Source organism: Noviherbaspirillum sp. Root189 (genome assembly GCF_001428545.1).
GTDB lineage: Bacteria > Pseudomonadota > Gammaproteobacteria > Burkholderiales > Burkholderiaceae_D > Noviherbaspirillum.
Window position 1 is genome coordinate 39,564 of sequence record NZ_LMHZ01000031.1, and the last position, 21,073, is coordinate 60,636.

22 protein-coding genes and 5 pseudogenes are annotated in these 21,073 nt (G+C 57.3%); 16 read left to right on the forward strand and 11 right to left on the reverse strand.

The annotated features are described in order from the left end of the window. The first annotated feature begins 1 nt into the window (after nucleotide 1). From dmpE to ASE07_RS17955, 7 genes are all read left to right on the forward strand, one after another. Entirely contained in the window at nucleotides 2-784 is a 783-nt protein-coding gene (gene dmpE / locus ASE07_RS17925) for a 2-oxopent-4-enoate hydratase (RefSeq protein ID WP_057292198.1), read from the forward strand. 31 nt (nucleotides 785-815) lie between these two features. Then, the gene (locus ASE07_RS17930) at nucleotides 816-1,727 is read left to right on the forward strand and encodes an acetaldehyde dehydrogenase (acetylating) (protein ID WP_057292199.1); all 912 of its coding nucleotides are present in this window, start codon (nucleotides 816-818) and stop codon (nucleotides 1,725-1,727) included. 3 nt (nucleotides 1,728-1,730) lie between these two features. Beyond that, nucleotides 1,731-2,759: a 4-hydroxy-2-oxovalerate aldolase gene (gene dmpG / locus ASE07_RS17935; protein ID WP_057292200.1), complete on the forward strand. Its 1,029-nt coding sequence runs from the start codon at nucleotides 1,731-1,733 to the stop codon at nucleotides 2,757-2,759. A gap of 11 nt (nucleotides 2,760-2,770) precedes the next feature. Continuing rightward, a complete protein-coding gene (gene dmpH, locus ASE07_RS17940) occupies nucleotides 2,771-3,559 on the forward strand; it encodes a 2-oxo-3-hexenedioate decarboxylase (protein WP_057292201.1) in 789 nt (262 codons plus the stop codon). Between the two features lie 24 nt (nucleotides 3,560-3,583). Then, nucleotides 3,584-3,946 carry a 2-hydroxymuconate tautomerase gene (locus ASE07_RS30770; protein ID WP_082584252.1) on the forward strand — a complete coding sequence of 121 codons (363 nt, stop codon included), beginning with the start codon at nucleotides 3,584-3,586 and terminating at the stop codon, nucleotides 3,944-3,946. 24 nt (nucleotides 3,947-3,970) lie between these two features. After that, complete coding sequence (locus ASE07_RS17950) at nucleotides 3,971-4,162, forward strand: 2-hydroxymuconate tautomerase (protein WP_057292202.1); 192 nt, start codon at nucleotides 3,971-3,973, stop codon at nucleotides 4,160-4,162. 64 nt (nucleotides 4,163-4,226) lie between these two features. Further along, the gene (locus ASE07_RS17955; RefSeq protein ID WP_057292203.1) at nucleotides 4,227-5,273 is read left to right on the forward strand and encodes a YeiH family protein; all 1,047 of its coding nucleotides are present in this window, start codon (nucleotides 4,227-4,229) and stop codon (nucleotides 5,271-5,273) included. A 119-nt stretch (nucleotides 5,274-5,392) separates the two neighbouring features. Here the strand turns inward: ASE07_RS17955 and ASE07_RS17960 are convergent. The 3 genes and pseudogenes from ASE07_RS17960 to ASE07_RS17970 form a co-directional block, all read right to left on the reverse strand. Next, nucleotides 5,393-5,662, reverse strand: a pseudogene (locus ASE07_RS17960) (transposase); the annotation flags it as partial. 37 nt (nucleotides 5,663-5,699) lie between these two features. Continuing rightward, nucleotides 5,700-6,599 (reverse strand): IS3 family transposase, encoded by a 900-nt coding sequence (locus ASE07_RS17965; RefSeq protein WP_057292204.1) that lies wholly within the window; start codon nucleotides 6,597-6,599, stop codon nucleotides 5,700-5,702. Further along, complete coding sequence (locus ASE07_RS17970) at nucleotides 6,596-6,982, reverse strand: hypothetical protein (protein ID WP_057292205.1); 387 nt, start codon at nucleotides 6,980-6,982, stop codon at nucleotides 6,596-6,598. Before ASE07_RS17970 ends, ASE07_RS17965 begins: the two co-directional genes overlap by 4 nt. A 60-nt stretch (nucleotides 6,983-7,042) precedes the next feature. Between ASE07_RS17970 and ASE07_RS17975 the strand changes: the two are divergent. Continuing rightward, nucleotides 7,043-7,294: pseudogene (locus ASE07_RS17975) on the forward strand (DUF455 family protein); the annotation flags it as partial. 2 nt (nucleotides 7,295-7,296) lie between these two features. Beyond that, nucleotides 7,297-8,658 (forward strand): IS701 family transposase, encoded by a 1,362-nt coding sequence (locus ASE07_RS17980; protein WP_200960967.1) that lies wholly within the window; start codon nucleotides 7,297-7,299, stop codon nucleotides 8,656-8,658. Nucleotides 8,659-8,676: 18 nt separating this feature from the next. On the opposite strand, the pseudogene ASE07_RS30775 reads toward ASE07_RS17980, so the two are convergent. Beyond that, nucleotides 8,677-10,004: pseudogene (locus ASE07_RS30775) on the reverse strand (ISAzo13 family transposase). Between the two features lie 134 nt (nucleotides 10,005-10,138). On the opposite strand from ASE07_RS30775, the gene ASE07_RS30780 reads away from it, so the two are divergent. After that, nucleotides 10,139-10,987, forward strand: a complete 849-nt coding sequence (locus ASE07_RS30780) for a helix-turn-helix domain-containing protein (protein WP_442946094.1) — start codon at nucleotides 10,139-10,141, stop codon at nucleotides 10,985-10,987. After that, nucleotides 10,975-11,211 carry a transposase gene (locus ASE07_RS30785; RefSeq protein ID WP_162256906.1) on the forward strand — a complete coding sequence of 79 codons (237 nt, stop codon included), beginning with the start codon at nucleotides 10,975-10,977 and terminating at the stop codon, nucleotides 11,209-11,211. The genes ASE07_RS30780 and ASE07_RS30785 overlap by 13 nt, the downstream gene beginning before the upstream one ends. A gap of 512 nt (nucleotides 11,212-11,723) precedes the next feature. On the opposite strand, the gene ASE07_RS29875 is transcribed toward ASE07_RS30785, so the two are convergent. The 5 genes and pseudogenes from ASE07_RS29875 to ASE07_RS28920 all read right to left on the reverse strand — a co-directional run. Continuing rightward, nucleotides 11,724-11,969: transposase (locus ASE07_RS29875; protein WP_235548520.1), on the reverse strand; the 246-nt coding region annotated here is incomplete at its 5' end. A 1-nt stretch (nucleotide 11,970) separates the two neighbouring features. Next, nucleotides 11,971-12,213 (reverse strand): annotated as a pseudogene (locus ASE07_RS29300) (transposase); the annotation flags it as partial. Further along, entirely contained in the window at nucleotides 12,174-12,761 is a 588-nt protein-coding gene (locus tag ASE07_RS18010; protein WP_162256908.1) for an IS630 family transposase, read from the reverse strand. The gene ASE07_RS18010 and the pseudogene ASE07_RS29300, both read right to left, overlap by 40 nt. Further along, nucleotides 12,758-13,081 carry a helix-turn-helix domain-containing protein gene (locus ASE07_RS18015; protein WP_057292211.1) on the reverse strand — a complete coding sequence of 108 codons (324 nt, stop codon included), beginning with the start codon at nucleotides 13,079-13,081 and terminating at the stop codon, nucleotides 12,758-12,760. Before ASE07_RS18015 ends, ASE07_RS18010 begins: the two co-directional genes overlap by 4 nt. A 420-nt stretch (nucleotides 13,082-13,501) precedes the next feature. Further along, a pseudogene (locus ASE07_RS28920) lies at nucleotides 13,502-13,618 on the reverse strand (IS5/IS1182 family transposase); the annotation flags it as partial. Nucleotides 13,619-13,810: 192 nt separating this feature from the next. On the opposite strand from ASE07_RS28920, the gene ASE07_RS28925 reads away from it, so the two are divergent. From ASE07_RS28925 to ASE07_RS18025, 3 genes are all read left to right on the forward strand, one after another. Then, nucleotides 13,811-13,948 carry a hypothetical protein gene (locus tag ASE07_RS28925; protein WP_156396742.1) on the forward strand — a complete coding sequence of 46 codons (138 nt, stop codon included), beginning with the start codon at nucleotides 13,811-13,813 and terminating at the stop codon, nucleotides 13,946-13,948. A 149-nt stretch (nucleotides 13,949-14,097) separates the two neighbouring features. Further along, a complete protein-coding gene (locus tag ASE07_RS18020) occupies nucleotides 14,098-15,243 on the forward strand; it encodes an acyl-CoA dehydrogenase family protein (protein ID WP_057292212.1) in 1,146 nt (381 codons plus the stop codon). Between the two features lie 7 nt (nucleotides 15,244-15,250). Next, nucleotides 15,251-16,318, forward strand: a complete 1,068-nt coding sequence (locus ASE07_RS18025; RefSeq protein WP_057292213.1) for an MBL fold metallo-hydrolase — start codon at nucleotides 15,251-15,253, stop codon at nucleotides 16,316-16,318. A gap of 10 nt (nucleotides 16,319-16,328) precedes the next feature. Here ASE07_RS18025 and ASE07_RS18030 read toward each other — a convergent pair whose 3' ends face one another. Together ASE07_RS18030 and ASE07_RS18035 are read right to left on the reverse strand one after the other, a co-directional pair. Then, nucleotides 16,329-17,549 carry a phenylacetate--CoA ligase family protein gene (locus ASE07_RS18030; RefSeq protein WP_057292214.1) on the reverse strand — a complete coding sequence of 407 codons (1,221 nt, stop codon included), beginning with the start codon at nucleotides 17,547-17,549 and terminating at the stop codon, nucleotides 16,329-16,331. Between the two features lie 27 nt (nucleotides 17,550-17,576). Beyond that, nucleotides 17,577-18,365, reverse strand: a complete 789-nt coding sequence (locus ASE07_RS18035; RefSeq protein ID WP_057292215.1) for an enoyl-CoA hydratase/isomerase family protein — start codon at nucleotides 18,363-18,365, stop codon at nucleotides 17,577-17,579. A 185-nt stretch (nucleotides 18,366-18,550) separates the two neighbouring features. On the opposite strand from ASE07_RS18035, the gene ASE07_RS18040 reads away from it, so the two are divergent. After that, nucleotides 18,551-19,648 (forward strand): CaiB/BaiF CoA transferase family protein, encoded by a 1,098-nt coding sequence (locus tag ASE07_RS18040; RefSeq protein WP_057292216.1) that lies wholly within the window; start codon nucleotides 18,551-18,553, stop codon nucleotides 19,646-19,648. Nucleotides 19,649-19,771: 123 nt separating this feature from the next. Then, a complete protein-coding gene (locus ASE07_RS18045) occupies nucleotides 19,772-21,010 on the forward strand; it encodes a thiolase family protein (protein ID WP_057292217.1) in 1,239 nt (412 codons plus the stop codon). The last annotated feature ends 63 nt before the right edge of the window (nucleotides 21,011-21,073 follow it).

Consider the following 21,073-nt stretch of genomic DNA (forward strand, 5'->3'; position numbering starts at 1 on the left):
CATGGAAAAAACATTGATTAACGCCCTTGGCGATGAGTTGTATCAGGCCTTGACCACCCGTGCCACGATCGAGCCGCTCACCAATCGCTATGCCGACATGACAATAGAAAATGCCTACCATATCCAGCAGCGCATGATCGAGCGCCGCATACAAGCTGGCGAAAAAATCATCGGCAAGAAAATTGGCGTCACCTCAGCTGCGGTGATGAACATGCTGGGCGTCTATCAACCAGACTTTGGCTACATGCTAGACGGCATGATTTATAACGAAGGCGAATCGATTGACATTGCCTCGCTCATTCAACCCAAAGCCGAAGGCGAAATCGCCTTCGTCCTCAAAAAGGATTTGATGGGCCCGGGGATATCGAATGCCGACGTCTTGGCCGCAACCGAGTGCGTAATGCCCTGCTTCGAGATTGTAGATTCGCGCATCCGCGACTGGAAGATCAAGATTTGCGACACGGTCGCAGACAATGCATCGTGCGGGGTATTCGTGCTGGGCGACCAGGCAGTTGATCCACGCAAAGTCGATCTGTCGCTATGCGGCATGGTACTCGAGAAAAATGGCGAAATCATTGCCACCGGCGCCGGCGCAGCAGCCCTGGGTTCGCCGGTCAATGCCATGACTTGGCTTGCCAATACCATGGGCCGCCTAGGTATCCCATTGAAAGCCGGCGAGGTGATCTTGTCGGGCGCACTGGCAGCAATGTTTCCGGCGAAGGCCGGCGACAATTTTCGAGTCAGTATCGGAGGACTGGGCAGCTGCTCGGTCCGATTCAACTGAGTCACACGACCGTTTAAAGGATAACGTCACCATGGAAAAAATTAAATGCGCAGTGATTGGGCCCGGCAATATTGGCACTGATTTGCTGGCCAAGCTGAAACGAAGTGCCGTGCTGGAACCGGTATGGATGGTCGGCATCGACCCGGCCTCGGACGGTTTAACGCGTGCGCGCGAAATGGGTATCAAGACCACCGCCGATGGTGTCGATGGCCTGCTGCCGCACGTGAAGGATGACCGGATTCAGATTGCATTCGATGCCACTTCGGCGTATGTGCACAAGGAAAACTCGCGCAAGCTAACTGCTTTGGGCGTACTGATGATCGACTTGACACCGGCCGCCGTGGGTCCTTATTGCGTACCGCCGGTCAATCTGCAGCAGCATGTCGGCCAGCGGCAGATGAATGTGAATATGGTCACTTGCGGTGGCCAAGCCACCATCCCGATGGTGGCGGCTGTCTCGCGCGTACAGCCGGTAGCCTACGGTGAAATCGTGGCAACCGTATCATCACGTTCGGCTGGTCCCGGCACGCGACGCAATATTGATGAATTTACTCGCACCACCGCCGGTGCTGTCCGGAAGGTCGGCGGCGCCAAGGAAGGCAAGGCCATCATCATCATCAATCCGGCCGAGCCAGCGATCATCATGCGCGACACCGTGCACTGCCTAACCGAATCGGAGCCCGATCGCGATGCAATCACCGCATCGGTGCATGCCATGATTAAGGAAGTGCAGAAATATGTGCCGGGCTATAAGCTGGTCAATGGCCCGGTATTCGATGGCAATCGCGTGTCGATATTTCTCGAAGTCGAAGGACTCGGTGACTATTTGCCGAAATATGCCGGCAATCTCGACATCATGACTGCAGCTGCCGCCCGCACTGCAGAAATGTTCGCGGAACAAATTATGAATGGCAAGTTCACGCCCGAACCGGTGGAGGCATAAATCATGACACTCAAAGGTAAGCAGGTTACCGTGCACGACATGACGTTACGTGACGGCATGCACCCGAAGCGGCACCAAATGTCGCTCGACCAAATGAAAAGCGTAGCCAAAGGCTTGGATGATGCTGGCGTGCCGCTGATCGAGGTCACGCACGGCGATGGGCTGGGCGGTTCATCAGTCAATTATGGCTTTCCCGCGCATAGCGACGCAGAATATTTAGGCGCAGTCATCCCGTTGATGAAGCAAGCCAAGGTTTCAGCACTGCTGTTGCCCGGTATCGGCACCGTTGACCACTTGCAGATGGCACGTGATCTGGGGGTGCATACCATTCGCGTCGCCACCCATTGCACCGAAGCCGATGTGTCGGAGCAGCATATTGCGACTGCCCGCAAGATGGATTTGGACACTGTCGGCTTTCTGATGATGAGCCATATGGCGCCGCCCGAGAAAATCCTCGAGCAAGCCAGGCTGATGGAGAGCTATGGCGCCAACTGCATCTATTGCACCGATTCGGCGGGCTACATGCTGCCGGAAGATGTGAAGGCCCGCATTGGCCTGTTGCGCGACAAGCTAAAGCCGGATACCGAACTCGGCTTTCATGGTCACCATAATCTGGCCATGGGCGTGGCCAACTCGATTACTGCAGTCGAGTATGGTGCCAACCGCATCGACGCAGCCGCGGCCGGGCTGGGCGCGGGCGCAGGCAATACCCCGATGGAAGTGTTCGTCGCCGTATGCGCGCGCATGGGCATCGAAACCAACGTCGATGTATTCAAGATCGCCGATGTCGCCGAAGACTTGGTGGTGCCAATGATGGATCATTTGATCCGCATCGACCGCGATTCTCTCACGCTCGGCTACGCCGGCGTCTACTCATCGTTCCTGCTGTTTGCCAAGCGGGCCGAGGCCAAATACAAGATACCGGCGCGCGAACTGCTGATCGAGCTGGGACGCCTGGGCATGGTCGGCGGTCAGGAAGATATGATCGAAGACACGGCGATGACGATGGCGCGTACGCGCGGTTTGATGTAAAGGATGCAATTATGAACCTCGATCAGACTACTATCGCCAGGCTCGCCGCGCATCTTGAAAGCTGCGAACTGGATGCGCAGGATACACTGAAAATCACGGATGAGCATCCTGGCATGGATTGGGACGATGCATACGCTATCCAAGATGAAATCCGCCAACGCAAGATTGCGCGGGGCAGCAAGATCATCGGCTTGAAAGCCGGACTGACGTCGCATGCTAAGATGAAACAGATGGGGGTGGAAACGCCAGTGTTCGGCTTCCTGGCCGACTACTATGCGGTCCCGGAAGGCGGCGAATGCAAGGTGTCCGGCCTGATTCATCCGAAAGTTGAACCGGAGATTGCATTCGTCACCAAACGCGCATTGAAAGGGCCGGGATGCCACATCGGTGCCGTGCTGGCGGCAACCGATTTCGTGCTTCCTGGGATCGAAGTGATCGATTCGCGATACCGAGACTTTAAGTTTGATCTGAAAAGCGTTATCGCCGATAACACTTCGGCTGCCCGGTTCGTGATCGGCGGCCAGGCGCTGCCGGTGAGCGGGCTTGATTTGCGCACCGTCGGCATTGTGCTGGAAAAAAATGGCAAGCCGGTAGCGTTTGGTGCCGGTGCGGCGGTGCTGGGCCATCCGGCGGCAGCGATTGCCATGCTGGCCAACCATCTGGGCGCGCGAGGAGAGGAAATTCCGGCCGGAACATTGATCTTGTCAGGTGGCATTACCGAAGCGGTTGCTGTGGAAGCGGGCGACGCGGTCACGTTGCGGGTGCAAGGCATGGGTAGCGTTAGCATGCGCTTTGTTTGATATTGACTATTGAAAGGAATCACCATGCCATTTGCACAACTGTATTTGTTGGAAGGACGCACGGAAGCGCAAAAGCGCGCCGTGATCGAAAAAGTGACCCAGGCACTGGTTGAATCGCTGGGCGCACCCAAGGAGAATGTCCGGGTCTGGATTCACGATGTGCCCAAGGAAAACTGGGGTATCGCCGGCGTCAGTGCGGCGGTGCTGGGCCATCCGGCGGCAGCGATTGCCATGCTGGCCAACCATCTGGGCGCGCGAGGAGAGGAAATTCCGGCCGGAACATTGATCTTGTCAGGCGGCATTACCGAAGCGGTTGCTGTGGAAGCGGGCGACGCGGTCACTTTGCGGGTGCAAGGCATGGGCAGCGTTAGCATGCGCTTTGTTTGATATCGACTATTGAAAGGAATCGCCATGCCGTTTGCACAACTGTATTTGTTGGAAGGACGCACGGAAGCGCAAAAGCGCGCCGTGATCGAAAAAGTGACCCAGGCACTGGTTGAATCGCTGGGCGCACCCAAGGAGAATGTCCGGGTCTGGATTCACGATGTGCCCAAGGAAAACTGGGGTATCGCCGGCGTCAGTGCCAAAGATTTAGGACGCTGATAAAACACTCGCCAAGACCGGGCGCAGCATGGTTTTTCGAAAACAAAGGACTGCTGTGAAAAGAATGAAGGCAACGCCCTGGTGTTCCTGTAGTCACCCACATCCAGAAAACCCGTTCGTTCATCTTTTATCGAGCCTCAAGGCTCTTGCTCCAGGCGTAGCGCTCGGTGCCGTCGTCGCCCTAGCCGCTTCATTTGTGGCATCCACATATGGTGGCCCACATCTTTTGTACGCGCTGTTCTTCGGACTTGGATTTCATTTTCTCTCGCGGAACCGGAAATGCAGGCCCGGAATTGAGTTCTCGAGTAAAACTCTCCTTCGCACAGGTGTCGCCCTTCTGGGCGTAAAGATATCCGCCGTACAGGTCATCGCGCTCGGGTGGCAGACGCTAGCTGTGGCGATCCTGGTCGTACCCGTAACGATTGGCTTCGGTTTGCTGCTGGCGCGGATTTTGCGAAGAACTACTGTTGAAGGAGTTATTTCAGCTAGTTCGGTCGGAATTTGCGGCGCATCGGCGGCCCTTGCAGTAGCCGCCGCGCTGCCGCAATCGAAGGAAAATGAAAGATTTACACTGCTGACGGTCATCGGCGTCACCAGCCTTTCGACACTAGCGATGATCGTATATCCGCTCATCGTCACGATTCTCGAACTGGATCCTACGGCAGCCGGAATTTTTATCGGTGGCACTATCCATGACGTCGCCCAGGTCGTAGGCGCGGGATATCTCATCTCGCCTCACACAGGCGACACCGCCACGTTGGTAAAGTTGACGCGTGTCGCATGTCTCGTGCCCGTAGTCCTCCTTGTTTCAGCTATCTTCAAAGTTCCGGGAAACGACGCGGATGATTCGAAGATGCCGCTGCCCATGCCCACGTTTCTGCTCGGCTTTGTGATATTGGTCGGGGCGAACAGCCTCAATATCATCCCGCCCGTCGCCGTTGAGTGGGCCGCTACTGCTTCGCGGTATTGTCTGGTTATTGCGATCGCCGCCCTAGGTATCAAAACCTCATTGGGGTCATTGCGCTCGTTGGGGTGGGCGCCCCTGGTAATGCTTTTGGCAGACACCTTGTGGATCGCCACGATCGTGTTGGCCGTAATTCTCTTCGCATGACTATGCGGCGCGCGTACCCGCCTTGAAAAGGGTACCGACCTTGATAAAGGTACGGCCTTGATTGTTGACGAGCGCGCAAAATTGACCCAAGGGGGATGCGGACATTTTCTTGGACTGGTTTATGTTGTTAATCCCAGGCTTTCACGGTACTCGATTGGGCTCAAATAGCCAAGCGAACTCTTGATTCGCTTTTCGTTATACCAGCGAATGTAGTCATCGAGCGCTTCCACGAACTGCGCGATCGTCGCCGACCGCCAGTCCCTTGGATAGAACATCTCCGTCTTTAGCCTGCCGAAGAATCCTTCGCATGCCGCATTGTCCGGCGAGCACGCCTTACGCGACATTGATCGGGTCAGCTTTGCATCAGCAACGCGTGATATCCAGCCTGGTGTACCGGCTCGCATTGTCTGGACACGGTTTTGCAACTCAGGCTGCCTTTTGCATGCCATAAGCCTGACGGGCTTCGTAGGGTGTTCTGAAGCCCGGTTTTTCAAGACGCCAATGACGATTGTAGCGATCCTTGAACGCGGTAACTGCCAAGCGCACTTCCTCGACATTGTTGAAGACGCGACCATGGATGGCCTGCTCCTTCAGGGTCCGGTTGAACCGTTCGGCCACGCCGTTGGTTTGTGGCTCGGCGACGAAGGCAAAGCTGGGGGCGATGCCCCAGAACCTGACCTGATTGAGGAAGTCGTCGGCGGTATATTGCGTGCCGTGATCCATGCGTAGCGTCAGGCCGCGACCGGCATCCGCGCCGGTGACGCCAAATTCGGCCTGGAGCCCCTGCGCAATGGGCTGCAGCGCGGCGAACCGATTGCCGGTCTTGACGGCATGGATGCCGACACAGCAGGCATCGAAATGATCAACGGCGGCAAAGACCCAGACCCAGCCTTCATCTACCGTCTCAATCCGGATGCCGTCCGTGCCCCACATCTCGTTCGGGCGGTTCGTTTGCAATGAGCCGTCATGCGACACCGGGTTGCCTTGGGGCCGGCGATGTGGGGAGAGCAAGGCATGCGCGCGCATCAAGCGTAGCACCCGGGCGCGGGAGACGCGCATGTCGTGCAGGATGCGCAGCCGCGCCCACACCTTACGGTGCCCCTCGCCGGTAAAGGGCGAGGTTTCCAGATCGGCGCGGATGGCCACCAGGAGCTCGGCATCCGACACCGTCGGCTTCGGCCCGCGCCGCATCGGGTGCAACGGTGCCACCCTGGTCGATTCCCGAGCCTGCTGTTCGTAGAGTGTCGAGCGGGGAAAGTCGAGTACCCGACAGACCCGCTTCAAACCGTAAGGCTTGCCAGCGCCTTCAGAGATCGCGCGGCTCATCGCGACGACCTCCGGCCGACCAAAGGGCGCTTCGCCCGCCTTTCCTTTTGCAGGATCTCGACTTCCATGACCAATTCGCCAATGCGCCGGTTGGCGTCATCGAGTTGGCTGATGACCGGGTCGTTCTCGCGCTCCTTGAGACCGGCATCTATCCCGGCCAGCGCCCGATCCCGCCACTGTTCGAGCTTGTAGATTGGCACGGCGACTTCCCGGGAGACAGCATCGACCGGCTCGCCGCGCAGCAGACGCAGGACCACTTCCTTCTTCCGGGCGGCCGACCAGCGCTTGACTTCGGCGCGCGCGCCGGGTTCCCCTCCCGTCGCGCTCCGCGCTCCTTCCGCAGACCCCGGCGCAACTCCTCCAGCACTCTTCTCGTTCAGCATTTCCAGCTCCTTATCTCAGACACGGTTTTACCCCAAATTCGTGTCCAGATAAATCGGGGCCAGTTCACGAATATGCCGGATCAGTTTTATCTTGATTGGATTCAGATTGCCAAGGAGGAGGCGTGTCATTTTGGCATGCTACACGCACACCTGAAGTTGTTAAAAAGCGACTATGGGATATTCACTGCGCATAATGGCTTGTGGGATATGGCAGAAAAAACCAAAGGTGATATTTTGGCGCGCCTTGCATTGGTTCCGCGCACTCTCGAGGCGAGAGGCCTTGATGTTTCGCCCAGTCTGCGGGATAAACTTCCATGACGACCCGTCGCCCTTGTCCACCGGCACCCGGTCCACTGGAAGACTATGCGCTGCAGTTTGATGCCCTGTTTCATTCACTTGCTCAGCGCCATAACTTCCGCACCTATCTGGCCGGTCTGCTGGCACCACGCCAGCGTAACAAGACCTTAACGGCTTTGGCCGGCACCGAACCGCTGGTGCAGGCGCAGACCGCGCCAGCACAGCAACTGCAATTCTTTTTGTCCGAGTCGAACTGGGATGCCAACGCGATTACCGCCCGCACGTTGCAATTGCTGTGCAGCGATGCCATGACGACACCGACTGTCGAGGGCGTGTTGGTCATCGACGACACCGGCGACCGCAAGCAAGGCTACGCAACCGACCATGTGGCGCGCCAGTACCTCGGTTCAGTCGGCAAGATTGATAACGGCATCGTAGCGGTCACGTCGTTGTGGGCCAACGAGCAGCGCTACTATCCTCTACATGTGGCCCCTTATACACCGGAAGGTCGTCTGCCCGGCGGCAAGCAAGATCCGGCTTTCCACAGCAAACCACAGATTGCGCTGGCGCTGGTCGAGCAAGCCATTGCTGCGGGCATTGCCTTCAAGGCCATCGTGGCCGACTGCTTTTATGGCGATCATCGCGAACTGGCTGCGACCTTGCTGCACCGCCAACTGCCCTTTGTGCTCTCACATCGCGGCACGATCGGACGTGGATGGGCACCTGTCGAGGTTGCGCACTCCTTTAACGAGGCCATCGACGATATGCGTCTTCGTGACTGGCACAAGGTGACACGGCACTTCCGAGACGGCCATGTCGAACACTGGTGGGCAGTTGAACTGACATTCCTCGGCTATGGCGCTAACAAACCGGTGCGTGCCATTTGCGCCACCACCGACCGCCGCACTTTGCCTGGCCTGTCGACCTGGTACCTGACGACCAATCTGCCGGTAGATTCAGCGCCGTTAGTCGAAGTTGTGCGCCTGTATGGATTGCGGCACTGGATTGAACAGGGTTACAAGCAGATGAAGGATGAGCTTGGCTGGGCTGACTTTATGGTGCGTAACGACCGCGCAATTCGCCGTCATTGGGGACTCGTTTGCTGTGCCTTCGCCTTTTGCTGGTGGCAGGAAGCCAGGCAAGCGCGTATGCATCATGGTAACAACCCACCAGTGCCGAAAAAAAACCAACCGGTACGGCTACCAATGCGATGTCGCTGGCCGCGGCTGCTACGCTCGGTCCGGGCATGGCTGACCCCGCTGGACTGGCTGATACGTTGCTGGCGCGCCTGCTTCGACAGGGGCCCACCGACCGCATTGGTCACGCTCATGCAATTCGTGGCGACCGGACACGGCATCGACCTTCAACTCCGCATTTAACAAACTAGCGTTATGGGCTCAGCAGTAAACAACTTGGTCGTATTCATCGACCCAACACGGCCGCGGACTGAGTGTATAACTCCATGCCGGGCAGATGTCATGAGGGCTGATTATCAACTTTTCCCATTCTTCATTAGTGACTCTCTCGCCCGTTTCATTGCCGCCGCGTTTTAGACATGCCTTCACATGCAGTCCGCTTTCGGTTTGCGTTCCTTCTATATATCGAAGCATCGTATCGAAGGAACGTAGGGGTATGCCTGCCCAGTTGATGCTGATATGACTGAACAGCCGGTGCTCAATCGGGTTCCATTTTGAGCATCCCGGTGGGTAGTGACATACCGTAATCGGCAGTTGCGTGATATCGCTCAGTTCTTGCAATTGTGCTTTCCATACCCTGGACCGGTAACCATTTGAGCCGCCCCCATCGGCAAGAATCAGCAAGCGATGCGCATGGCGATAGCGCTTCTGTCCATCACCGAACCACCAGTCGGTGATAGCATCGACCGCAAAGCGAGGCGTGTCGAAGCAGTCTCCAACATACATGTAGCCTCTGTTGGAAGTAACCTCATAGACACCGTAGGGTACCGCTTGAGCGACTGCATCCTGTGGCCAGTCATGCACCAGCACACGGTCAGCTTCTTTGCACCAGGTTCGCCCTGCATTCTTGAAGTTGCCGATCAATTCTTTTTTTTGGTATCCACGCTGATAATGGGGTCTCCCGTCGCTTTGAATTGGTTACGCTGCTCGCCTATATGGTCGAACTGTTCGTTGCGCTCTTTGGGCGAGGCACCCCTTGCTTCGGTACGGCGTGCATTGGCCTTGGGAGAGTACTTCAATTTGTGCAGCAGTTTGGCTACCGTCATTCGACTTGCACGATGTCCTTCTTCCGCAAGTGCCTGACTCAAATGCCGCAGCGAGCTTTGCTTGGCTTTGGCACGGCGCCCCATCGGGTCTCCGGCAGTTTCCGAGGCCAGCACGTTAAGAAGTGCTTCTTCAAGTTCAGGATCCTTGTCCTCAACGGTTGGGCGGCCTCCGCCTGGAGCGCGCAAGTGGGCCTTGGTGCATTCGGTCAAGTCAGAGTCCAGTTCCACGCAGCCGCGTAAAATCGTCGTCGGACTCATGCCAGTGATCCGTGCCATTAATCTCTTACCGCCATAACCGATATGGTGCGCTTCGACGGCAGCGAACCAACGTCGCTGGGGCTCGCTAAGCCGGCTCATCAGTACATTAATGTGATGATGATAGGCCCGGTCAGGATGCGGCTGATTTGACCTGCAAATTGGACAGGTGCACTGATGAATCGATGACTTTGCCATGGCAGCCTCCTCATCAACGAATGACGCCATGAACCTATTCTGCTCTTATTCTTAGCGCTTTACTACGTTGTTTTTGGACAAGTCCTATACCAATCCCACCGTTAACCGAACCACGCTTGGCGCTGCAGGTCTGAAGAAGACAAGGTTCTGTCTTGGAGGCGACCATGTTGACGCCAGATGCATTGCAGCGACTGCAACAGTACAACTTTGATTTGCTGGCCAGGGAAGAACGCAATGGCCGACGACGGCTGCGCTATATCGCCCTGGCGCACTTGAAGGATGGCAAGAGCTATACTGAGGTGGCCGCCGCCCTGCGTACCACCCGTCATACCGTCGCACGCTGGGAGAAATGGTTCGAACGCGATGGCCTCAAGGGTTTGGGTAGTAAGCCCCGCTACTGGTGTAATCAGCGATTGCCAAGGGAACAGGAAGAAGCGTTTCGGGTGGCCATTGAACAGCTGCAGCAGGAACGTGCTGGCGGTCGCATCCGCGGCGAAGACATCCGTCAATTGCTGACGCAGCAGTTTGACGTGGCCTACTCGCTCAACGGCGTCTACGAATTGTTCAAGCGACTGGGCATTGTGTGGATCTCGGCACGCTCAAGAAGCCCGTATGCCGATCCAGTCAGACAAGCGGATTTCCAAAAAAAAAACTTATCCAGGAAGTGCAAGCAGTCCTGCCCGCTGAAGTCAGCCTGGATCAAGTCGACATCTGGTTCCAGGACGAGATGCGCATTGGCCAGCGTGGTACACAAACACGCCTTTGGGCCCGAAAGGGAACACGGCCGAGAGTCGTACGGCAACAGCAATCGGAGTCAGCGTATATCTTTGGTGCTGTCTGTGCCGAGCGCGATACCGCCGTCGGGCTGGTACTGCCACACGCTGACACGCAAACCATGGCACATCACTTACACGCCATCAGTGCCGCCGTTCCCGAGGGGCGTCATGCGATCGTGTTGCTTGACCGTGCTGGCTGACATACGACAACCAAGCTGCCGCACTTGCCCAAATTGACGCTGTTGCTGCTTCCCACCGGCTCGCCTGAGCTCAATCCCACCGAACAAGTGTGGCAGCAGCTGCGTGATCGCAGCTTAGCCAACCGATGTTACGACAGCTATGAGCAGATCGTCGATGCTTGCTGTGATGCCTGGAATGCCTTTACCGAGATACCCGGTGCGATCCGTTCGTTATGCACCCGCACTTGGGCCAATCTCGGTGTCACCGACGGCATGTTATGACTTGGGATTGGTATTAAGCCGCTGGCCTCTATGGAATTCGCTGACGACTACCCCATTTCTAACGCGAGCTCGAAGCTCATCGCCTTTATCGGGTTTGGGTCGCCCCGGTCTCACCTGTTTGCCATCGCTTGTTTCTTACCTGCGCAACCGATTGACGTGCCTTACTTCGTATTTCTCCTTCAAACCGTGCTGACTTGCCGACCGCTTGCGGTGGGCAAGTCAGCACGGAATTCGCTGCCATGAACCAGCATCTGTGAACCGACAAAATTTAGTGACACAAGCGCTTCTTAAAAATCAGCCACTTACCTGGTTCAGCCATCGCCAGTATCTCTGCCAAATACTGACACAACCAACGCTACTCTCAAATTCGGTGCCAACTTTGCGACAAAAATTATTGATCCGGCATCGGTTTGTCTAATTAAGCATAGTTCATGAGGCATACTTGACGGGGTCGTGCTGGAAGTATTTCTTCACACGATCAGGTGATTTGCTAATCTTGCGCAAATGACGAATCACCGTAAGTCCCCCTTATGGCGCGTCGGCGCCTGTTTCGTAATCGCCTGCTTCAAGTCTGCGTTGAGCAGTTCATCCGGGTTGAGCTCTGGACTGTAGGACGGCAGATAGAACACTTCAATACGGTCTCGATGTCGTTCCAACCAGGCCACCACCGAAGGGCCATGGTGTGCCGGCAGATTGTCCAGGACCAGAAATACCTTGCGTCGTGCATCGCGCGCCAGGCGCTGCAGAAACTTGATTAGNGGCCACCACCGAAGGGCCATGGTGTGCCGGCAGATTGTCCAGGACCAGAAATACCTTGCGTCGTGCATCGCGCGCCAGGCGCTGCAGAAACTTGATTAGTAGCGCCGGATTCATCGCCTGCTTGAGAAGCATCCAACGCACGGTGCCACGATTGGTCACGGCCGACATCAATCCTACGTTCTCTCGCTTGTGGCAAGGCCGTACTACTGGCGCACCACGCGGGGCGTAACTGCGCCCGCGCACGTCATCACTACGCAGGCCGGTCTCGTCACCCCAATAAATCTCGCCACCTTCGGCCTTGGCGCGATGCGCGCCACCACCGAAGGGCCATGGTGTGCCGGCAGATTGTCCAGGACCAGAAATACCTTGCGTCGTGCATCGCGCGCCAGGCGCTGCAGAAACTTGATTAGCAGCGCCGGATTCATCGCCTGCTTGAGAAGCATCCAACGCACGGTGCCACGATTGGTCACGGCCGACATCAATCCTACGTTCTCTCGGTTGTGGCAAGGCCGTACTACTGGCGTATCACCACGCGGGGCGTAACTGCGCCCGCGCACGTCATCACTACGCAGGCCGGTCTCGTCACCCCAATAAATCTCGCCACCTTCGGCCTTGGCGCGATGCGCGATGGCGGGATACTCCTTGTCAAGCCAGGCGCGCACCGCGGTCGGGTTTTGCTCGTATGCACGGTCGAGCGGCCGTTGTGGCGTGAAGCCCCAGCGCTGCAGGTAGCTGCCCATGGTGCGTACCGGCAGCGTCATCCCATATTCCTTCTCGACTAGTGCACTCACCGCTGCACGACTCCATAATGCAAACGGCAGGCCCAATCATCGGGCGTATGGGCATGAATCAAGCCCCGAATCGCTTGTTGTCGCTCTGCATTGAGAATGCAGCCTTCTCCTTTTTGCGGGCCGCGGTGCAGCTGCGCTGGAACCGCCTCCCAGCCCCCGCGTTGGTAAGCCTTGATGACGGCAATGACGGTGGCCCTGGCCAGTTCTGCCAATGTGCATACCTGGGTAATGGTCATCCCACTCAAGCGCAGCATGACGGCACGTCGCCGGCGTTCATTCAGCACGGCAACCGGCAGTCGTCTGGAATCGGTCCACTCCATGGTCGCCTCCATATCGTCAGCCTGTTTCGATTAAGAGAGAAGTACCCTGCCTGAAATTCCGTCAACGCGATACTGCAACACTTAGCTCTTGTTCCCTGTGAAATGCTTCAAAGAAAACTCGGTGCAATAAAGCTAAGCCGGATCAATAATNTGCATACCTGGGTAATGGTCATCCCACTCAAGCGCAGCATGACGGCACGTCGCCGGCGTTCATTCAGCACGGCAACCGGCAGTCGTCTGGAATCGGTCCGCTCCATGGTCGCCTCCATATCGTCAGCCTGTTTCGATTAAGAGAGGAGTACCCTGCCTGAAATTCCGTCAACGCGATACTGCAACACTTAGCTCTTGTTCCCTGTGAAATGCTTCAAAGAAAACTCGGTGCAATAAAGCTAAGCCGGATCAATAATGCAACGGAACCCATAATGCCGCCCAAGGCATGATCCGATCCATCGTCTGCAGAAATTCGTCACGCCGCGTCGGCTTGCGGTATTGCTCGAATCCTCGGTCCTGGGCCATCGTCAGGGTCTGCTGCTTCATCTTCATTCTTACGTATTGAACTCAATAGGGTATTAACGCTTGGCAAAAAATCTCGTTTACCTGTTCAGCGAAGCCTTAGTTCGTTCTTAAATTGTCGCCTAAATTCGGGACTCCTGAGTAATGTCCGCTGGGTTGCTCTTCTCGGTAGAACGCTAATTAGTAATGCGTAACACACGCGTATATCGAAACAGCATGCTCAACCTTGCAAAACAATTTAGCACTCTGAGCAACTGGCGGCCAACCAATACTATCTACGGTACGCTCGTCAAAGCGCGGGAAGATAACGGCAAAAACATGATTGACAAGGGTAAGGGCCGCGAACATAATTGACCGGCGAGTAGAATGAATGTACAATAAGTAAAACATTTTTCCAAGAGGTCGAATGGCGGCGATAAAAGTGCTCCGGAAAGCCTGACGGCATATGGCCCGCATCGATCACTACAACAAGGCGCCGCGAGGCCCCATTCAAAGGAGATATGATGTCCGATACTTCCGCAGTCTTCCTAAGCGAACAGGAAGTCATGATCCGAGACTCCGCGAGAAAGGTGGCCAACGAAGTTGTGGCGACTACCGCGGCCGCGCGCGATCAGTCGCAAGCTTGGCCACATGACGAGCTGAAATCTGTTGGGGCGCTCGGCTTTATGGGGATGTTGGTGCCAGAAGAATATGGCGGGTCGGGCGCAAGCTTTGTCGAATACTGTCTGGCCATTGAAGAGTTCGCGGCGGCGGATGCTGGATTTGCGACTATCGTCCATGTCCACAACAGCCTGGGTCTGACGCTGATGTGGTCGGCAAGCGAAGAACAGAAGCGTAAACACTTGCCAAAGCTTGCCAGCGGTGAACACATTGGCGCCTTCTTGCTTACCGAGCCTCACGCTGGATCCGACACCGCGGCATTTCGCACCTCCGCGCGACGAGATGGCACTGAATATGTCCTGAACGGCAGCAAGCAATTCATTTCCAACGGCAGCGAGGCGGGCTTGGCGATCGTGCTTGCGGTCACCGATCCAACCGCCGGCAAGCGCGGGAAAAGCTTGTTCCTGATCGACCCGAAGCAGCCCGGATATGAGGTCGCTCGGGTTGAAAGTAAATATGGTCAGCACACTGCCCATATCGCGCAGATTGAATTGAAAGATTGTCGTGTGCCAGCCCAAAATCTCATTGGTGTAGAAGGCGCAGGCTACCAGCAAACGATGGCATTACTGTCGCACGGACGCGTCGCAATTGCGGCGCAGGCCGTCGGGGTGGCTCGTGCTGCGCTGGAGGCGGCCTTGCGGTATGCCAAGGACCGGGAAGCGTATGGCGCCCCGATCATCAACTTGCAGGCGGTCAGCTTCGACTTAGCAGACATGGCGATGCACGTAGAAATCGCGCACCAGTATGTTTTGCATGCCGCACGCTTGGTCGATGCAAACGTTCCGTGTGCGAAGGAGGCGTCGATGGCAAAGCTGTTCGCTAGCGAGATGGCTGAGAAGGTGTGCTCTACTGCGCTACAACTCCATGGTGGGTACGGCTACCTCAAGGATTTCCCCGTCGAACGCTATTGCCGGGACGTTCGTGTTTGCAAGATCTATGAAGGCACGAGCCATATTCAGAAGCTCATCATTGCACGTAGCCTGGCCTAGGTCCACCATGAACGCTGAAGACAAAGACAGCGCTGCTGCCAAGCCAGGCTTGATCTATCCGTGTGGGGCGGTTCCCGAGGTGGGAGCCGCCAAGGAAATCGCGCAGGGGGTACAGTGGATACGTATGCCTCTGCCGTTCCAACTCGACCATATCAACATGTGGGCAATCCGTGACGGTGCCGGCTGGGCGCTGGTGGATACCGGCATCTGGTCGTCCGATACGGTGGCAGCTTGGCGCCGGTTATTTTCTGGCGCGCTTGGCGATCCTGTGACGCGTGTCTTTGTCACCCATATGCATCCAGACCATATCGGCATGGCGGGCTGGCTGACCCGGAAGTTTGACTGCAAGCTATGGATTAGTCGTTTGGAGTACCTAAGCTGTTGCGTGCTAGGCGGCGATACCGGTCGTGAAGCGCCGGAGGACGCCGTGCAGTTCTATCGTCGGGCCGGTTGGAATGACGAAGAAATCGATAATTACCGCACGCGGTTCGGTGGTTTCGGCAAAATGATCTATGCTCTGCCCGACAGTTATCGGCGTCTTCGGAGTGGCGAGGAGCTTCATATTGGCGGGCGGCACTGGCGTGTCGTGGTGGGCACTGGCCATTCGCCAGAGCACGCTTGCCTGTACTGCCCCGAGCTAAAGCTGTTGATCTCCGGCGACCAGATATTGCCGCGCATATCGTCCAACGTCTCGGTATTTCCAAGTGAGCCGGAAGCAAACCCACTCTCGGACTGGCTGGATTCGCTTGAGAAATTGAGGTGCGAGGTGCCGGACGACGTGCTGGTGCTTCCTTCACATAATGAGCCATTTCATGGCTTGCACCACCGGATCGACTCTCTTCTGCAGAGCCAGCACCGGGCGCTCCAACGGCTGCGGCAAGCTCTGTGCGAACCGCGGCGTGTGATTGACGTATACGGGGCACTGTTCGCCAGGGCCATCACCTCGGACCACCATTTGATGAGCATGGCGACGGGAGAAAGTCTGGCTCATCTCAACTATCTTGTGGCCCGGGGTGAAGCATCGGTCCGAATCGAGGGCGACGGCTGCGCTTGGTATCAGCTGGCCGCCGCCTAGTAGCCATTCGCTAAGTACCACTCTTGCGATCTACCACCAGTACGGTTTCCGCTGCCAGAGCATCGACCGCCAGCCATTCGATGTGATCGGGCTTGAGACGGGACAGGATCTGGAATTCTTGGGCCACCGTCTGCGCCAGAGCATCACGTCGTGCCGAGGGTTCGACTGCCAAGCGTAGTGTGACCTCCTCGCGGTTCCCGGGACAGGTGATCACCGCCTGAGCGGCGCGCACGCCGGGAACGCGGATGGCCAACTCCTCCAGTTGGCGAGGATAAATGAAAATCTCCCTGGCCTTGACCGCCTGCCCGACTCGTCCCTGTATGAGGCCGAGTCTGCTAACGCATCCATCATCATCGGTTTCGAGCGCGCAGGCGACGTCGCCGGTGCCGAAACGAATCAGTGGCCAGCCTGGCGAAAGCGTGGTAACGACGATCTGACCTGGCGTGCCATCGACCACTGGCAAGCCGGTGACTGGGTCGCAAATCTGCACCAAGCGGTCATCGTGTACTGCATAACCTTCTTGGCCTTCCTGTTCGTAGCCAATCAATCCAAAATCGCCGGTGGCGTAAGCAGAGAAGGTTCGAATGCCGTAGCGTTCCTCGAGGCGGCGGCGCTTGCCGATCCAGTCTCCCATCTCGCCGCCCAGTAGAGCAGACCGGACTTTCCAAGCTCGTGGCAGGTCGTGCCCGACGCCTTCCAATGTCTCGACCAAGGTCATGAAAAAAGCCGTGGAAGCGCAGATGCACGTGACACCCAGGTCGAGCACAATCTTCGCCTGCAATTCAGCGCCGCCGGTCCCGGCAGGAATGACGGTGGCGCCGCAGGCGACAATGCCCTGGTCGAGCAGAAGGCCGGCGGGAACGAGGTGATAGGACCAGGTGTTCAGAACGCGGTCACCCGGGCCTACACCGGCAGCCTGAAACACCCGTGCAAAACCATGCCCATCCCGGTCGGAGTGCAGGTGCGGTTCGTTCAGGGGGCCGGGCGAGACAAAGATGTGCGCGATATCCTCTTCCCGAGCGGCGAGGAACCCGCCGAACGGTGGATGCGATTGCTGAAGCGCTAGCAGTTCGTCCTTGCTGGTGACCGGCAGACGCGTCAGATCCCGAACAGTGCGCAGGTCTACTGGCGTCATCCCGGCTCTTTCATAGATTGCCCGTATGGCTGGTGCCATCTGCCAAGCGGTTTCCTGCGTGGCACGCAGACGGGCGAAGCGGTCGATGGGTGTCATGGTCTCTCTCCTTGCAGACAGGCGTTCCTAGCGACCGGTGAACACCGGCGCTCTTTTTTCGTTAAATGCGGCCAAGCCTTCCTTCATGTCCGCGCTATGGGCATGCACCTCGGAAGCCAGCAGTTCCAGCCGCAAGGCCGATTCGATCGGCTGGGCCATTCCATCATCAACCAGTGCCTTCATTCGGCGCAAGCCGAGAGGGCTCTTCCGGGCTAGCGTGGCAACCAGCTTGCCGGTAGCGGAAAGCAGCTCTGCATCTTCCACCACCTGGTTCACCAGGCCGGCCGCCAGCAATTCCTCGGCCGGCAGGAATTCTCCCGTATAGAGCAGATACTTCGCACGAGTCGGTCCAATCTTTCGCGGCAGTCGTACCGATCCGCCGCCGCCCGGAAGCAAGCCGTAGTTGGAGTGCGCGTCGCCCAGCTTGGCCGAGCGGGCCGCGATTACCAAATCACAGCACAGTACCAGCTCAAGGCCGCCGGCGAGCGCCAAGCCGTTAATTGCGGCAATGACCGGCATCGGAAAGCTCTCCACGCGGTTCATCAGGGCCAGTACCTCGCTCAGGAAGTGCCGTGTTCCATTGTCAGTGTCCCCGACCTGGCTTTGCACGTACTTCAAATCGGCGCCGGCGCAGAAAGCGCGTCCATTTCCGGTCAGCACCACGGCACGTACGCCGTTAGTGTGCTGCGCCTGATCCAAGGCTCGGGAAATTCCGGCCAGCACCCGTGGCGTCAATGAGTTCATTGCTTCAGGGCGGTTTAGGGTGATCCACATGGCGCCGTCGCGCACCTCGGAAATGATCTTTTCCTCATTCATGGGCTGTCTCCTCTGGTTTGGATTGAGTATCTTATCTTGAACTATTTTCTTCCAATTGGAAAGCCAAATAATTATGTGGTAATTTATTTTACCGGGCGGTAGAATTAAAACTCGAATTCTCTGACATGCTGTGGAGTTCACGAGTTCGGATCGGTGGCTTTTTTGTTTCGCATGAGAGGAAAGCAATGATTCTCCCGCTTGAAGGCATACGTGTTCTTACCCTGGCCGAACAGTATCCCGGACCGTTCGCCACTCTGGTGGCCGCCGATCTCGGCGCCGAGGTAATCATCGTTGAACGAAGCTCCGGAGACCCGGCGCGCCAATATCCTGGCTTTCACGCGTCACTGAACCGGAACAAGAAGTCGGTGGTGTTGGATCTGAAGACGGAGCAGGGCAAGGAAAGTCTGCGTAATCTGATACGTGGCGCCGACGTCCTGATGGAGGGATATCGGCCCGGGACTATGGCTCGCCTCGGATTCGATTACGCCGCCACAGCCACAATCAATCCGCGCATGGTCTATCTGTCTATCTCGGGGTTCGGGCAAACCGGCCCTTATCGCGATCGGCCGGCGCACGACTTGTCATATCAGGCGCTGGCCGGCCTCCTGTTTCGCCAAGTGGAAAACGGCCGAATCGAAGCACCGCCGGACCTTGCGATCGGCGACCTATCGTCCGCAATGTTCGCATTGACCGGCATGCTGTCGGCCCTGCTGCGACGCGAGCGCACCGGCCAGGGTACATATGTTGACGTTTCCATGACGGACTGCTTGGTTTCATTGATGACTGCCATGCTGGCGCCGCGCATGAACGGCATGAATGAGGGTTTCGTCAACGATGAGCCAGGTTACGGCACGTTCGAATGCGCGGATGGAAAGTTGCTGACGCTGTCAATCGCGCATGAGGACTGGTTCTGGCAACCGCTGTGCCCGCTGTTGGGTATGGACGACGTGGCCACGTTGCAGCATTCGGAGCGCGTCGCTGAGCAGGCCGTATTGCGAGCGCGAATCGCAGCCGCTTTGAAGCACCGAACGCGAGAAGAATGGGGCGCCGAGTTGGACCGGGCTGGTATTCCGTGGGGGCCGGTCAATTCCCTGGAGGAAGTGGTCGCCGACGAGCATTTCCGGCATCGCGGTATGTTCAGGCAAGTGGCGCGTAACGACGGTGGCTCTTCTTGGCACGTGGCACAGCCGTTGGTATTCGGTGGCTTCCACCCCGGACCGCTGACCGACGTTTCTCCCTTGGGAGCGGACACAGAGGCCGTGCTGACCAACCGCAGAAACTAACCGACAAGTAAATTCTACTTACCCGTTAGATACACAATTTACTATGCGATAACATTTGTGTATCGTGTCTGCAAGACCGTTGTGCAGACAAAGAAAACAATTTGGATGATGGAGGAGTGACACATGGAACCGATTTATGTGGTGGGCGTTGGCATGACGCCGTTTGGACGCTACCTGGATGTCAGCATGAAGGCCCTGACCCGACAGGCGGTCGAAGCAGCGTTGGCCGATGCGGGGCTTGGCAAGGAGGCGCTGGAAGCGGCTTTCTTCGCCAATGCGTCGCAGGGCCACATGGAAGGCCAACACATGATTCGCGGTCAGGTGGCACTACGGGCGATGGGGTTGGGTGGCATCCCGGTTGTCAACGTGGAGAATGCGTGCGCCAGCGGAAGCAGCGCTTTCACTCTTGCGGTTAACCACCTGCGCGCCGGAGCCGCCGATGTGGCGCTGGCAGTCGGCACTGAAAAGATGTACTCAGCGGACCGCGACCGCATGTTCTCGGTGTTTGACAGCGCCTGGGACGTGCACGAGGCCGAGCAGATCCGCGAGCGCTTGCTGCAACTAGGTGAGGGTGTCGCAGTCCCAGAGGGAAGCGTCTCGTCCAAGCCGTACAGTGTTTTCATGGATGTGTATGCTGCGTTCTCCCGCACGCACATGAAGCGCTTCGGCACAACGCAAAGACAGCTTGCCGCGGTGTCAGCTAAGAATCACGCTCACTCCGTTCACAACCCCCTCTCACAATATCGCAATTCATATACGGCCGACGAGGTTCTGGCAGCCCCTCCAATTACCTATCCGCTGACCTTGCCGATGTGCTCGCCGATTTCCGACGGATCTGCCGCTGCCATCGTTTGCACCGCAGCGGGCCTGAAGCGCTGGAATATCGACCCGTCGCGCGCGATCCGTGTACTGGTCTCGATCGTCCATACCGGGTCAGACCGTGACGATGCCGAATACCGCAATCACTGCACCGCTCTGGCTGCGCGCCGCGCATACGAGCTGGCCGGCGTAGGGCCGCGCGACATCTCGGTGGCCGAAGTTCATGACGCCACCGCGATGGGAGAAATCATTCAGATCGAGAATCTCGGTTTCTGCGAGTTCGGTGAAGGCGGCCCATTTTCGGAGCGCGGTGAAACCAGCATTGGCGGTCGGATTCCGGTCAATCCCTCCGGTGGCTTGGAGTCCAAGGGACACCCTGTAGGCGCCACTGGTATCGCCCAGGTGCATGAGTTGGTGACCCAGTTACGCAACGAGGCTGGCGTCCGGCAGGTGGCCGGCGCGCGACTGGCGCTGGCTGAAAACGGTGGTGGGCTTCAGGGCATCGAAGAGGCGGTCGCCTGCGTCACCATCCTGGGTCGCTAAAACATCGATCGCAAGCTGCAAGCTGGCGCAGACCAGCGACGCAGCTTTGACGAGGAGACGACA

Coding starts and splice junctions, on each gene's coding strand:
- ASE07_RS17980 (WP_200960967.1), top strand. CDS start 7,297: ATGACGACCCGTCGCCCTTGTCCACCGGCACCCGGTCCACTGGAAGAC.
- ASE07_RS18020 (WP_057292212.1), top strand. CDS start 14,098: ATGTCCGATACTTCCGCAGTCTTCCTAAGCGAACAGGAAGTCATGATC.
- ASE07_RS30770 (WP_082584252.1), top strand. CDS start 3,584: ATGCCATTTGCACAACTGTATTTGTTGGAAGGACGCACGGAAGCGCAA.
- ASE07_RS17965 (WP_057292204.1), bottom strand. CDS start 6,599: ATGAGCCGCGCGATCTCTGAAGGCGCTGGCAAGCCTTACGGTTTGAAG.
- dmpG (WP_057292200.1), top strand. CDS start 1,731: ATGACACTCAAAGGTAAGCAGGTTACCGTGCACGACATGACGTTACGT.
- ASE07_RS17930 (WP_057292199.1), top strand. CDS start 816: ATGGAAAAAATTAAATGCGCAGTGATTGGGCCCGGCAATATTGGCACT.
- ASE07_RS30780 (WP_442946094.1), top strand. CDS start 10,139: ATGTTGACGCCAGATGCATTGCAGCGACTGCAACAGTACAACTTTGAT.
- ASE07_RS18040 (WP_057292216.1), top strand. CDS start 18,551: ATGATTCTCCCGCTTGAAGGCATACGTGTTCTTACCCTGGCCGAACAG.
- ASE07_RS18035 (WP_057292215.1), bottom strand. CDS start 18,365: ATGAATGAGGAAAAGATCATTTCCGAGGTGCGCGACGGCGCCATGTGG.
- ASE07_RS17955 (WP_057292203.1), top strand. CDS start 4,227: ATGAAGGCAACGCCCTGGTGTTCCTGTAGTCACCCACATCCAGAAAAC.
- ASE07_RS18045 (WP_057292217.1), top strand. CDS start 19,772: ATGGAACCGATTTATGTGGTGGGCGTTGGCATGACGCCGTTTGGACGC.
- ASE07_RS18025 (WP_057292213.1), top strand. CDS start 15,251: ATGAACGCTGAAGACAAAGACAGCGCTGCTGCCAAGCCAGGCTTGATC.
- ASE07_RS17970 (WP_057292205.1), bottom strand. CDS start 6,982: ATGCTGAACGAGAAGAGTGCTGGAGGAGTTGCGCCGGGGTCTGCGGAA.
- ASE07_RS18030 (WP_057292214.1), bottom strand. CDS start 17,549: ATGACACCCATCGACCGCTTCGCCCGTCTGCGTGCCACGCAGGAAACC.
- dmpH (WP_057292201.1), top strand. CDS start 2,771: ATGAACCTCGATCAGACTACTATCGCCAGGCTCGCCGCGCATCTTGAA.
- dmpE (WP_057292198.1), top strand. CDS start 2: ATGGAAAAAACATTGATTAACGCCCTTGGCGATGAGTTGTATCAGGCC.
- ASE07_RS28925 (WP_156396742.1), top strand. CDS start 13,811: ATGCTCAACCTTGCAAAACAATTTAGCACTCTGAGCAACTGGCGGCCA.
- ASE07_RS18015 (WP_057292211.1), bottom strand. CDS start 13,081: ATGGAGTGGACCGATTCCAGACGACTGCCGGTTGCCGTGCTGAATGAA.
- ASE07_RS17950 (WP_057292202.1), top strand. CDS start 3,971: ATGCCGTTTGCACAACTGTATTTGTTGGAAGGACGCACGGAAGCGCAA.